This window comes from Sphingomonas sp. (assembly GCF_965227385.1).
Taxonomy (GTDB): Bacteria; Pseudomonadota; Alphaproteobacteria; order Sphingomonadales; family Sphingomonadaceae; genus Sphingomonas.
In genome coordinates this window covers 35900-47836 of sequence record NZ_OZ245750.1, presented here as the reverse complement: position 1 = coordinate 47836, position 11937 = coordinate 35900, and the positions used below count along the sequence as shown (strand labels likewise).

Sequence of the window (11937 nt, the reverse complement as noted above, 5' to 3'; positions counted from 1 at the left end):
CAGCTTTCAGGCGGCTCGATATCTAAAGCAGACATCCATTTGGGAAGATCACGAAACTGCTAAGACTGAGTTGCGGATGTCGAGACACGTCTGCCACTGTTTGTCGAGCGGCGCGGAAAGCGCCTCGAAAAATCGTGGACTGACTCGTGGCAGTCAGCGCGGCCGATATTCCGCATGATACCAAGTCTCGCCAAACTGGCGGTCGAGCCAGAGGAGCACGCGAGTCCAGGCTCGATAGGGCACCAAAGATACGTAGGCGGCGAGAAGCCAAGCGAGCGCCGCGTAAGGATCGAGGAACGGTGTCGCTCCCCCATCGATTGCCTCATTGACCACGTCTGCCCATACGCCGGTCCGTAGCTGGACATCACGCATCGAGCCCTCATCGGCGAGAACGGCCGAAAAGAACACGTGGTCTGCCAGCTCAGGTTCCTCGTGAATGACGCGCGTATGATCGGCCCAGAGCGCGCCGCAGGTCCGCTTCAGATTGCGCTTAGCGAGCATGCCCATGATTGCGCGCCCGAAATGGAGATGCCCGTGAGCGGTGTCGTTGAAAATCGGGGTATCGGTCATGTGCGGCTTGTTCTGGTGCAAAGCCCAGACATCGGGCCATGGATAATAGGGCCCAGGAAGCATAGTGCGATCATCGTCCCCGCTATTCGCCTGCTCAATTGCACGCAGGGTGGCGGCCAGATCGAACTCCTTGCCGATACCGGCGTCGACCAGCGACCGGGCCCAGAACGCCACGATTGACGAGGGGATCTGCGCCTGCCCCCAAAGCATCACTTGGTGAGTAACGCGGGTGACGAGATCCGTGGCGTAGCTGCGCAGCTCGGGCGATAGGTCTCGCCCGCCGAGTATGGCAATTGCCGCGCAATCGGCGACGAGCCGCCGGCGCTCCCACATGACGTCGATCTCACCGAGCATATCGCCTTCGGCCCATGCACGGTCCGGCTCGAAATTCTTTTCTTTGGCCTCTGTAAGGAGGTCGGAGCAATGCTCGAGCGCCAGCGGGGCGTAGCCCTCAATCATCCCGAGCCGCTCTTCCGTGTCGGCGAGCGGCAGCGCCGCGATGCAGGCCAATACCGTCACCGCATGCAGCGCCTGATGGTTCTCCTTCTGATACCAGCGTTGCTTGATGATCTCGGAAACCACCAGCATTCCACTTAGCGCCGAGGTTTTGGCGGGCGATGTCGCCCCGGCCGGCGGGAGCAACGACACCATAATGGTCGAGATGTCCGCCGGCACCGGCGGCTCGCGACCATCGCCGGCGAGTAGGTTGAGGATGAGACGCGTGGCTTCGATGCTCGCCGGCCACACCCGGATCGCGGGCTTCGCCATCGACAACAACTTGCCGCGAGACCAGAGTTCGTAGCGCGACGCCGCTACGCCCGGCTGACCGCAGGCGGCGCCGGCGCGCTCGAACAGGAGGCGCGCTTCCTCGTCGATCTCGCCATTGGTCACGAATACCGCGACGTGATTTTCCTGCGGGCTCTTCTGGAACTCGGGCCCTGGCGGCAAGCGTACGAGCTCGTGAAACTGCTCTAGGAGGTTTGCAGCCTCGCTCTTGGTGACGCGCGAACCGGGATTGCCCTTCAGCTGGAAGCAATGGAGCACGCCCGACGGATTGCGCGCAATGACGTCCTTGCCGAGCTCGATCGGTGAGTGACGCGTGTTATGAAGGACGGTCCAGCCCTCCGACACGAGCATCTGAATGAAGGCGGGCTGGTAGCGGCGCTCGGTCTGGTTATCCAACCAGGATTCGAGCAGCCTCTCGGCGACGGTGCTCATCGCGCTTTCTCTCCAGGATCGCCTTGAGGCGCTTGTTACCGGCAGCGGACATCTCACCGGCCGCGGCGATCTTTTCGGCCATACCGGGACCGACGATCATCGTCGGCGGCTTCCAACTCCCGTCCTTGCCGAAGTTGTGCTCCATAACCTCCATGCCATCGAGGAAGGTGTCCTCCGAGAACGGCTTGCCGCCTCCGTCGACGACGTTGCCGGTCTCGCTGGTGACCTCGTTCATGCGCTGCTGGAACTGCTCGCTGATACTGCGAGCGAGCTGTTCAGCCATTTCATCCAGATGATGCGCGACCATCGCCTCATTGAAATCGAGCAGCATCTCACGCTTGATCGTGATCTCACCGCTCGCCCGGTGGATTGGCGACTCATCGATCTTTCCGTCTTCACGCTGGATCGCCGAAGATCGGCCTTCGAACAGCTGGTGGCTTTTAATCAGACCGATCATCGGCGAGAGCTGGCGGACGCGGGCATGCACCGTCTCCATGTTGCGGCTCTGCCGGTGACGAACGAGCTTGGGATAGGTGGGAAGCATGTCGCCGTTCCTCAGCCTTCGCTTGCAAAGACGAAGATGTCTTTGAGGTCGTTCATATGCGTCCAGGGCAGCACGCCATGATGCTGGAGCATCCCGACGACGATGCCGGGATGGATGCCGACGGAGGCGGCGAAATGCCGCACCTCAGCCTTGGCGCGGGGTTGCCCGGCCATGAAGGCTTGGAGCCGTGCGCGCCCGACCAGCTTGTCTTCAGCCCAGGCATCGGCTTCGGCCTCGGCCGGATCGCTCTCTGGCTTGTCATCGTCGACATAGGCCATATCGCGCCCGTGAAGACAGAGGTGGCCCAACTCGTGGAAAAGCGTGAACCAGAAATGGTCGTTGGTCCTGTGGCGAAGCGACAGGACGACGGCAGCCTTGTTGCGGGCATACCAGAAGGCCGCCCCATTGAGCTTGGTCTTCTTGAAAGGAGGTACTGGCACGATCGCCACGCCGGCCGCCGCGCATAGCGCCGTCACGCGTGGTTGGAATTCTCGCGGCGCAAGCTTAGTCAATGGACGGATTTCCGCCAGCGCATTGACCAGCTTGGCATCGCTGAACTCGGCGACGTCCATTTCCTCGGCGGCGCGGGTCGCGAGCTGAAGCCAGACATGTACGCATTCGGGCGAGCTGCGAAATGCTTTGGACGCGCGATAGCGGACCGCGTAGCGCTGGTTGAGCCCAGCAAAGGCGTGCTCGTTCGCGACGCCGAGGAATGCCAGCAAGCTCTCGCGCAGCCCATGTAAGTCGTTCGAGCTTGGGAGCACCCCGCGCTGCTGCAATTCCTTTACAGGAAACAGCGCCAACCAGTCTTTGATCGCGTTGCTGTCGCGCTGGCTGCGCTCGGCGACGCGTGAGCGGTACAGTTCCCACTCTTTCTGCAGCCCGGTCCAGATATAGGCTCTGGTTCCGGTGACCCGCTCGAGCGCAAGCGCCGTATCAGCCTCGACCGGATTATGACCCTTGATGATTGTGTTGACGAGCTTGGGTGTAAGGTCCGCACGACGCGCGAACTCGGCCTGCGATAGGCCGTAAGCCTCCAGATACTCCTCCAGCATCTCGCCGGGGTGAATGGCCCAGTCAGGCCTGAATTGTGTGTCCTGTGCTCCAGCCACGTCAAATATCCTCAATGATAGTCGGTCACCTCGAGGATCCGCACCTTGGTAACCGCCGCGAGGTCGAGGCTGCCGTCGCCCTTCATCGGCAGTGGATCGTTCGCCGGCTCGAATACGAGGCGCCACGGATGCTTGAGGTCGACCGCATATTGACCATCACGTGTCCCCGACAATTTATGCCGCCTGGGTGGTGGGACATGCGGCACGTCGGCGAGATTCGCCGCCTGCCGAAGCAGCGCCAGGCGCAACTTCAGCGGCTTTGCCCGCTCGCCGAACGCCTTGGACATCGCCTTGTCATTTTCCATGCGCTTGCCGAGCGCTTCCGAGGCGAACTCAAGTTCCATCCACCTGCCCGTTGTTACCTATCAGGTAATGCCAGACCGACGGTTACGCAATAGGTAACGGCTCATCATGAGGAAAATCGCCACTATTAAGGGCCTGCCGAGCCACAGGAAGCCCGCAAAGGAAGTCCGGAACCGCGTAAAGGGTGCCAAGGCGGCCGCGAGGACGGCGTTTCAGAGCGTGGTCCGCGCCGAGCTAAATAGGCTCCCTGCTGAAACGGACGACCGTTTTCGGGGTTTTCAAGCGGCGCGCTAAACGGCGGCAATTAGGGCGCTAAGCAGTCGCGCTTCCGACAGCTCAAACAATCCGCGCAAGCGTCACCATCCGCACCAGATCTGATAATGTGTTCGCCTGCATCTTGAGCATCACGTTCGCGCGATAGACCTCGACGGTGCGCGCACTGATGCCAAGGTCGTAGGCGATCGCCTTGTTCGCATCTCCGCGCGCAAGGCCTTCCATCACCTCACGCTCGCGACCACTCAACGTCGCTATGCGGTCGAGCAGCGCTTGCCGTTCAGCTTGTGAGGCACTCTCGCTCGCCTGTTGCGCAATCGCCTTGCGGATCGCGGTCAGGATTGTTGCGTCATCGAACGGCTTTTCGATGAAGTCGGCGACGCCGGCATGCATTGCCTGGATCGCCAGCGGGACATCGGCATGGCCGGTGATCACAATCACGGGGATCGATGCGCCTCGCCGACCCATCTCCTCGACCAGTTCGATCCCGCTACGCCCCGGCATCCTAACATCGGTCACTATGCACGCATCTGCCAACGGCGGGCTGGCTCTCAAAAATGCGTCGGCGCTGACAAAGGAGCGCACGCGGATCCCCGCGCAGTCGAGGAGAAACTCCAGCGAATGACGTGCCGCCTCATCGTCGTCGATCACATAGACGATCGCTTCATTCGCCATCCTGCAAATCCCCCGATCTGAACCGTTCCAGCGTGAGCCCGAACAATGCGCCGCCGCCTTCGCGCGGTTCTGCCCAGATGCGGCCGCCATGCGCCTCGACAATCGTCCGCGAAATCGACAGACCGACGCCCATACCGGTTCGCTTGGTAGTGATGAAGGGCTGAAACAGCTTGTCCGCGACATCGGTGGCGATGCCCGGCCCAGTATCCGCGACGGTAACGCAGGCAAAATCCTCGCTGGCAGCGGCGATCGTGATCGTCAGGTCGCGCCGTGGCGATTGCGCCTCGACCATCGCATCCACCGCATTGCGGATCAGGTTGAGCAAAACCTGCTGGATCTGAACCCGGTCAGCGAGAACGCGGTCGATTTCCGGGGCGAAGTCGTAATGGACGCGAATGTCGTGCTCCTTGGCGCCGAGCAGCGCGAGCGCGCTCGCCTCTTCGACCAGCTTGGGTAGGCTTTCGACCGCGCGATCGGTGTCGCCGCGCGCGACGAACTCGCGCAGGCGACGGATGATGTCGCCGGCACGCAACGCCTGCTCACCTGCTCGGTCCACGGCATCGGTGACGCGCGCGATGGGAACATCGTCGCGCGCCAGAAGCATTTTGCTGCCCTGAAGATAATTGGCGACCGCCGATAATGGCTGGTTGAGCTCGTGCGCCAGCGCCGAGGCCATCTCACCCAATGCGGTCAGGCGCGAGACATGAACCAGCTCGTTCTGGAGTTCCTGCATCCGCGCCTCGGCCTCCTGGCGCTCGGTCAGGTCGCGGATGAAGCCGGTGAAATGCCGCTGCCCGCCGACGCGCATTTCGCCGACAGCCAGTTCCATCGGGAACGTCGACCCGTCCTTGCGCTTGCCGACGACCACCCGGCCGGTGCCGATGATGCGCCGCTCGCCCGTCTCGTAATAGCGCTCGAGATAGCCGTCATGCGCGCTGCGATAGGGTTCGGGCATCAGCATCGCGACGTTCCGATCGCGAACCTCGTCCGCTTCCCATCCGAACAAGCGCTCCGCCGCCGGGCTGAAGTCGCGAATTTTTCCCGCCTCATCGATCACGACGATCGCATCGGGAACTGTGTCGAGCAGCGAACGGAGATGCGCCTCGCGGCGGGCCAGTCCTTCGGTCACCCGTTCGGCTTCAGCGCGGGCGCGCTGAAACCATTCGCCCCCGAGCGCTATGGCCGACCCGATGACGACGAAAGCAATTGATGCGATCATGCTGCCCGCTTCGACTGGGCCGGTCAGCCGATCGCATGCGAGACCTATTGCGGCTCCCGCCAGGCTGGCGACCACGCCAGCACGCAAGCCGCTGAGCGCGCCGGCGACCACCACGGCCGGGACGAAGAAGATATAAGTCGCCCGTGCGCCCAGCTCGGCCGCAAATCCGACGCGAACGCCTGCGCCGATGACGATAGCGACGAACGCCAGCCCCAGCGTGACGCCCAAGGCGGGTGTCGGCAGGATCGTATGGCGCAGCGGTAGACGCGGTGCGGTCATCGGCCTTTCATGCCGTGTCGCTCTCTCATCCGCCACCTCCGTGATTGCCCTTAGGGACATGCCGGTAGGGACAACATCCAAATTTCGCCTTCGGTTCGACCGGCCTAGTTCGGTGCCACACAGAAACACCGGACCATCGGAGACTGACCATGACCCCGCCGTTCATCGATCTTGGCGTACACCACCAGCCCAAGGGCGCGTCCGATCGGATCGCTTACAGCTTTACCAAGCTGTTGCGCTGGACCGCCGATACGTTCTTCGCCGAACGCTATGGCCATCGCGCTGTGGTACTCGAGACCGTTGCCGCCGTCCCAGGCATGGTCGGCGCGACCATCACGCACCTCGCCTGCCTGCGCCGCATCTGCGACGACAAGGGCTGGATCAAGACGCTGATGGACGAGGCCGAGAACGAACGCATGCACCTGATGACGTTCATTGAGGTTTCCAAGCCGACCTGGTTCGAACGCGCCGTCATCATTGGGGTGCAATGGGTGTTCTACCTGTTCTTCTTCGGCCTTTACCTCGTCAGCTCCAAGACCGCCCATCGCGTCGTCGGCTATTTCGAGGAAGAGGCGGTCATCAGTTACACCCATTATCTCGCCGAAATCGACGAGGGCCGCAGCCCCAACGTGCCGGCCCCTGAGATCGCCAAGCGTTATTGGGGTCTGCCCGAGAATGCGACGCTGCGTGACGTTGTGCTCGTGGTCCGCGCCGACGAAGCGCATCACCGCGACGTCAACCATGGCTTTGCCAACGAGCTGGCCGGGCTTCCCGCCGGTCCGGTTGCGGATTGCCCGCCGCACGTCGCACTCGAACCGATCTGGAAGAAAGTCGCCTGACATCCCCCTTGCCGGGGCGCGGAGCGACTGGATCGCCCGCGTCCCTGTTCATTCGATCAAGGAAAATAACATGCGGACGGCAACCCCCGAGGCGATGGCCATCGTCAAGTCTACGGCACCGGCGCTCGAAAAGAACGGCGTTGCAATCACCACCGCTATGTATGCGCGGTTGTTCGAGAACGCCGAGATTGCGGCCATGTTCGACCGTGCGGCACAGGAGAGCGGCGAGCAACCGCGTCGGCTGGCGGGGGCAATTCTGGCCTATGCCCGCAATATCGACAAGCTCCCCAACCTCGGCTCGGCAGTCGAACGGATGGTGACGCGCCACGTCGAGACCGGCGTAATGCCCGAACATTATCCGCATGTCGCCGCCGCGCTGCTGCCGGCGATCCGCGACGTGCTGGGCGAGGAAGTCGCCACCGATGCGGTGCTGGCCGCGTGGGGCGAAGCCTATTGGATGCTCGCGGACATCCTGATGGACGCAGAAGCTAGGGCCTATGAATCAGGTCGATAGTCCGCTTTCGGGAAGAACCTCTGGCTTAACCAACGGCCGATATTAGGGCGCAAAGCGGTCGCCCCCAGATCGCACTGGACACCTACACAAAACCGATTCACAAGGGCCACGCGATCCCGCGAAACCCGCAGAAATCCGTGGGTTGAGGGGGCAGGTATTTCGGGTTCGAATCCTGTCCACTGTCCCCTGATCGCTCGTCAAACTCGATGCCCCGCCATTTGGGACAATCAATCGGATCGTGTTCGAGACGTCCGGAATTTGCGTCAGGCATCAGCATTACAAAGCCTGATCGGACGGGGCTGGCGACTTGGCTGAATGACAAAGCCGAAGGCGGGAATATAGTTGCAACCGGAAGCGCGAAGCCGCTGCGGGGAATGCCCGTACCGATCGACGTGTCCAAAAGCGCCTCGGGTTCGTGCCGAAAAGCCTTTGATCGTGTGGCGAATTAGCGTGATGTCAAGCACTTGGCACGTAGGGGTGGCTTATGTCACGCGCCGATCCACTTCCCCGTCTTGCTGTCTTGATTGACGCAGAAAACGTTTCACCCCGCATTGCGGGGCGCCTGTTGGAAGAGATCGCGACCCTCGGAGAGGCTAGCGTCCGCCGGATCTACGGCGACTTCTCGGCGGAACAGTTGAAGGGCTGGGCGCAGATACTGGCTGACCATGCGATCATTCCCCAGCAAAATTTCGCGTTGACTGTTGGAAAAAACGGATCCGACATTGCGCTGGTGATCGATGCCATGGATCTGTTGCACAGTGGCCGGTTTGATGGCTTCTGCATCGTCTCGTCAGACTGCGATTTCACAAGACTCGCCGCCCGCATCCGTGAGCACGGCCTCGACGTGTTCGGTTTTGGCGAGGCAAAGACGCCAAAGAGTTTCCGCCAAGCTTGCAAGCGCTTTGTCCTTACAGAGAACCTGCTTTCCAAGCCTCAACCTGCAACGTCAATCGCTAGCTCAAAGCCGTTACCTAACTCAGCGTCCACAACTTCTGCCGCTCCCCGCAAGCCCAGCGAGGCCACAGCGCTGATCCGACGCGCCATTGCGCAGCTCGAAGATGAAGAGGGCTGGGTCCACTTGGGCGGCCTTGGTTCACGGCTCTTGGCAATGGACCCTGAATTCGATCCGCGCACATATGGTTGCACCAAGCTGACGACGCTGATCGAGCAGGCAGGGGGATTCAATGTGCGTCGCGGCGGCGGCATGGCAGTGCAAGTTCGGCAGAAGGACATCGTCCTTACGCCCGCTTTGTGAAGTACCGCTACTCGGGCGCGCGACGTTTGCGCTCAACGTGAAATGAGCGGCCTCCGCCGGACGACCTCGGAACGCGGTCATCCGGCGGCGGTGGATCGTCAGGCCTTGGCGTTCAGCGCGTCGAGCAGGGCGTGCGCGGTGGGGTCGCTTGACGGCGGGTTCTGGCCGGTGATCAGGAGACCGTCGGTAACTAGGGCGGGCAGGTCCTTTTCGCTTCGGGCTACCCGAATGAAGTAATGATGCGCGACGGGCGGCTGGACCCGATGGTGGACCTGATCGCCAATCCTTTCACCTATGCCGCGCTGGCAATCAGGGTGCGCGAGCTGCTCGATCAGCACGCGCACCAGGGCGAACAGAAAGATAAGGCCGCTCACGTCATAACAGCCGGACGGGTCGAGCTGTAAACCGGGTTCGGTCTAGGGGCCTGCCGACCACTCGCAGCTATGACGACAAATCTTTGCGTCTGACGGGCGCTCAGATAACCGCCGCCGAAGTAAATGACTGCGAGGATGTGTCGCGGGTGGAACAGTTTCCCTAGCGAAACGTTTCTGTAGGGAACGTGATACCGGGTGGAGGTAACAATGCATAACGCTGAACCCAGCGTTTCAAGCGGTGCCGCGCTTAGCGACGAAGAATTTAAGGATCAGCTTCAGAAGGTCATTCCGCACCTTCGCGCTTTCGGACGGGGACTCAGCGGCAACCGCGATACTGCCGACGATCTCGTGCAGGAGACCATGCTCAAGGCCTGGGCCGCGCGTAGCCGGTTCCAGGGCGGCACGAATTTCAAGGCGTGGACCTTCACCATCTTGCGAAACCTTTATTTTAGCCAGACGAGGCGCAAGCGCTTCGTGGGTGAGTGGGATGACCTCGTCGCGGATCGCGTGCTGGCCGCACCGGCCATCCAGGACAAGGTAGTGGAGCTTCGCGACCTGATGCGAGCGCTCCAGCAGATATCCACCGACCAGCGCGAGGCGATCATCCTGGTCGCGGCGGCAGGCATGTCCTATGAGGAAGTCGCCGAAGTTACCGGCGTGATGCTGGGCACGGTCAAAAGCCGCGTGTCGCGGGCGCGTGCTACGCTCGAGACGCTGATGACCGAAGGCGTCCTCAACACCAAGCGCCAGGATTTCGCATGCACCGAGGGTGCGGTGCTCAGTCTGCTGTCGTCGCTGAATGCCATCCAGGCGCGCTATGCTCCCACGGCACGCCCGGCGCAGGCGGCACCGCTTCGTTTCGCGGCCTGATCGAGCGCGGCCGCATTGGTCTCCACGTGCCCACGAAGGGGGCGGTCCCAGCATTTGTCAAATGCCGGGACGGCGCTGTCTTCATCGCTTCGAACCGGCCAGCGGGAGCACCGCTCCGTCCGGGAGGATGACGCTGGGCCTTTCCAGGACATCCAGTAGCTCCGCAGCGGACATCTGATCTGTGAAGGTCGTGGCGCGGCCTTCCTCGATCGCACGACTGATCGCCGCCGCCATCCCTGCGCACTCCACGAGCCCTTGCACGAACGGCCGATTGCCCAGCAAAAAGGGTAGCGCGCAAAGATGCACGCGCTCCAACGATGGGTCCTGCTCACGCATCGTGAGGTCGCCTGCTGGATTGATTCCGCTGCTCCACGCATGGTCGGCCTCTATTGCACTGGCGCAAAGCTGAAGGCGGAGAGTGGGAAACGGGAAGTGGTTCATGGCGGCTGTCTGGGTTCCGCGGGCGTCGAGCAGTTCGTCGAAAGCTCCGGCCCAATTCGGAGACTCCACCAAGCAGGTGCCATCCGGCTGGGATACGATGTTATACGCGTCGCCGAGCGCGTGGGCGTCGAGGTAGCCGGCGTCATGTAAAGCGAGAAGCCGTTCGATCGAGAGATGTGGAACCGCGGCATAGTTGTCGGTAAAGACGCGCTTCAGGCCCCGATGAAAGCGGGCGAGATCCACCTTCGACAGCGACGGGAGCACGCTGGCAAACACCTCGTGCGCTTTGAGGATCGCGATGCGCCAGAAGGGCGTATCTTGATGCTCATGCCCGTTCCGGGCGTCGGCAAGATTTTGGCGGGCATAGGCCCAAGCATTGGCTGAATGGCGTGCGGCGAAGTAGCGATCCGCGAAATCATCCGCAGTGGCGTCCGCAAGGCCGAGCCGCGCCGCCCAATCCGGCGCTCCGTCCCTAAGCACCGCGACGAATTGGTCGAACAGCCTGTCCAGGTCGCCGTCGTCCCCCCGCGTCGTTGCGGCCGCAGTCGCCGGCGTGAACCCGTTCAGTGTAGGGAGCGGGTGGGGGAACCAATAGTCCGCTTCCGGCAACAGGCCGTTCCGGCTGAGCAAGGTCGCGTGCCACGGGGTTTCGGCCACATAGGTCAATGTACCACCGCGCGGGACGAACGTGCCGCGAGCCGTAGCAATCGCGGTCACCACGTCGATCGCCGACAGGGACGAGCCCAGCACAGCAAAGCGTTCGGTCCGCTGACCCCCTCCCAAGGCTGCAGGAGCCTTCTCGTTGTGCCCGTCCGTCGCCGCCGCATCCGTCGCGATCGGGCCATAGCCCGTCGCCACGATCACCCGGTCGAAATGGTCCTGGACGATGTGACCGTCAGTGCCACGCCAGTCGACCCGGCAACCCTGCGGCATTGCTATCACATCGACAACTTCCACTTGCCGCTGCACGGAAACAGGTACCGGGCTTCGGGCGACGATCATGGCGAACTGATCCGCCAGCCAGGCGCCCAGCGCGACCCGGGGGAAAAAGGCGCGATTGTCGCCGGCGGAGGCGCGGATGCCCCAGGCATCGAGCTTGGCGGAAGGCTGCCGCAATGCCCACGCGTTGACGCTCTCGATCAGTGGCGGGATTTCGATCCCGGCGATGTTGGAGAGGGCGTGCGCCTCGTTGAGATGCTCGGCATAGGCGAAACCCGGCCCCAGAGCGTTGCTGACCTCAAACACAACAATCGCGTGTGCCACCCCGCTGCGGAGCAGGGCATCCAGCACATAGGTGCCGGTGGCACCGGCACCGACGATCGCGATGCGCTCGCCCAAGTCATGGCGATCTTCGGTATGGATAAGAAAAGCCTCTATTCGCGCATCGCGCTTCGAAGGGATGCTGGAACGCCGCCCGCCGGTGGGAGGTTCCTGCAACGACGCGCCTGTCG

12 protein-coding genes are annotated in these 11937 nt (G+C 62.3%); 4 read left to right on the top strand and 8 right to left on the bottom strand.

The window, feature by feature from the left end:
• Positions 1-153: 153 nt before the first annotated feature.
• From ACO05N_RS00190 to ACO05N_RS00165, 6 genes are all read right to left on the bottom strand, one after another.
• Complete coding sequence (locus tag ACO05N_RS00190) at positions 154-1788, bottom strand: hypothetical protein (protein WP_422055197.1); 1635 nt, start codon at positions 1786-1788, stop codon at positions 154-156.
• Positions 1745-2332: a hypothetical protein gene (locus ACO05N_RS00185; protein ID WP_422055196.1), complete on the bottom strand. Its 588-nt coding sequence runs from the start codon at positions 2330-2332 to the stop codon at positions 1745-1747. Before ACO05N_RS00185 ends, ACO05N_RS00190 begins: the two co-directional genes overlap by 44 nt.
• Before the next feature lie 11 nt (positions 2333-2343).
• Complete coding sequence (locus ACO05N_RS00180; protein WP_422055195.1) at positions 2344-3444, bottom strand: HigA family addiction module antitoxin; 1101 nt, start codon at positions 3442-3444, stop codon at positions 2344-2346.
• An 11-nt stretch (positions 3445-3455) separates the two neighbouring features.
• A complete protein-coding gene (locus ACO05N_RS00175) occupies positions 3456-3788 on the bottom strand; it encodes a type II toxin-antitoxin system RelE/ParE family toxin (RefSeq protein WP_422055194.1) in 333 nt (110 codons plus the stop codon).
• Between the two features lie 295 nt (positions 3789-4083).
• Complete coding sequence (gene fixJ, locus ACO05N_RS00170) at positions 4084-4695, bottom strand: response regulator FixJ (protein WP_422055193.1); 612 nt, start codon at positions 4693-4695, stop codon at positions 4084-4086.
• Positions 4685-6193 (bottom strand): PAS domain S-box protein, encoded by a 1509-nt coding sequence (locus tag ACO05N_RS00165; protein ID WP_422055192.1) that lies wholly within the window; start codon positions 6191-6193, stop codon positions 4685-4687. The genes fixJ and ACO05N_RS00165 overlap by 11 nt, the downstream gene beginning before the upstream one ends.
• Before the next feature lie 149 nt (positions 6194-6342).
• On the opposite strand from ACO05N_RS00165, the gene ACO05N_RS00160 reads away from it, so the two are divergent.
• The 3 genes from ACO05N_RS00160 (at position 6343) to ACO05N_RS00150 (ending at position 8801) form a co-directional block, all read left to right on the top strand.
• Positions 6343-7032, top strand: coding sequence for an alternative oxidase (locus ACO05N_RS00160; protein ID WP_422055191.1), 690 nt, complete (start codon positions 6343-6345; stop codon positions 7030-7032).
• Positions 7033-7102: 70 nt separating this feature from the next.
• Entirely contained in the window at positions 7103-7546 is a 444-nt protein-coding gene (locus tag ACO05N_RS00155) for a globin domain-containing protein (RefSeq protein ID WP_422055190.1), read from the top strand.
• 484 nt (positions 7547-8030) lie between these two features.
• Positions 8031-8801, top strand: coding sequence for an NYN domain-containing protein (locus tag ACO05N_RS00150; protein WP_422055189.1), 771 nt, complete (start codon positions 8031-8033; stop codon positions 8799-8801).
• 98 nt (positions 8802-8899) lie between these two features.
• Here ACO05N_RS00150 and ACO05N_RS00145 read toward each other — a convergent pair whose 3' ends face one another.
• Positions 8900-9175, bottom strand: coding sequence for a hypothetical protein (locus ACO05N_RS00145; RefSeq protein ID WP_422055188.1), 276 nt, complete (start codon positions 9173-9175; stop codon positions 8900-8902).
• A 207-nt stretch (positions 9176-9382) separates the two neighbouring features.
• On the opposite strand from ACO05N_RS00145, the gene ACO05N_RS00140 reads away from it, so the two are divergent.
• Positions 9383-10045, top strand: coding sequence for a sigma-70 family RNA polymerase sigma factor (locus tag ACO05N_RS00140; RefSeq protein ID WP_422055187.1), 663 nt, complete (start codon positions 9383-9385; stop codon positions 10043-10045).
• An 81-nt stretch (positions 10046-10126) separates the two neighbouring features.
• On the opposite strand, the gene ACO05N_RS00135 is transcribed toward ACO05N_RS00140, so the two are convergent.
• Complete coding sequence (locus ACO05N_RS00135; RefSeq protein ID WP_422055186.1) at positions 10127-11923, bottom strand: FAD/NAD(P)-binding protein; 1797 nt, start codon at positions 11921-11923, stop codon at positions 10127-10129.
• Positions 11924-11937 lie beyond the last annotated feature (14 nt).

Coding starts and splice junctions, on each gene's coding strand:
- ACO05N_RS00190 (WP_422055197.1), bottom strand. CDS start 1,788: ATGAGCACCGTCGCCGAGAGGCTGCTCGAATCCTGGTTGGATAACCAG.
- ACO05N_RS00185 (WP_422055196.1), bottom strand. CDS start 2,332: ATGCTTCCCACCTATCCCAAGCTCGTTCGTCACCGGCAGAGCCGCAAC.
- ACO05N_RS00175 (WP_422055194.1), bottom strand. CDS start 3,788: ATGGAACTTGAGTTCGCCTCGGAAGCGCTCGGCAAGCGCATGGAAAAT.
- fixJ (WP_422055193.1), bottom strand. CDS start 4,695: ATGGCGAATGAAGCGATCGTCTATGTGATCGACGACGATGAGGCGGCA.
- ACO05N_RS00165 (WP_422055192.1), bottom strand. CDS start 6,193: ATGACCGCACCGCGTCTACCGCTGCGCCATACGATCCTGCCGACACCC.
- ACO05N_RS00160 (WP_422055191.1), top strand. CDS start 6,343: ATGACCCCGCCGTTCATCGATCTTGGCGTACACCACCAGCCCAAGGGC.
- ACO05N_RS00155 (WP_422055190.1), top strand. CDS start 7,103: ATGCGGACGGCAACCCCCGAGGCGATGGCCATCGTCAAGTCTACGGCA.
- ACO05N_RS00150 (WP_422055189.1), top strand. CDS start 8,031: ATGTCACGCGCCGATCCACTTCCCCGTCTTGCTGTCTTGATTGACGCA.
- ACO05N_RS00140 (WP_422055187.1), top strand. CDS start 9,383: ATGCATAACGCTGAACCCAGCGTTTCAAGCGGTGCCGCGCTTAGCGAC.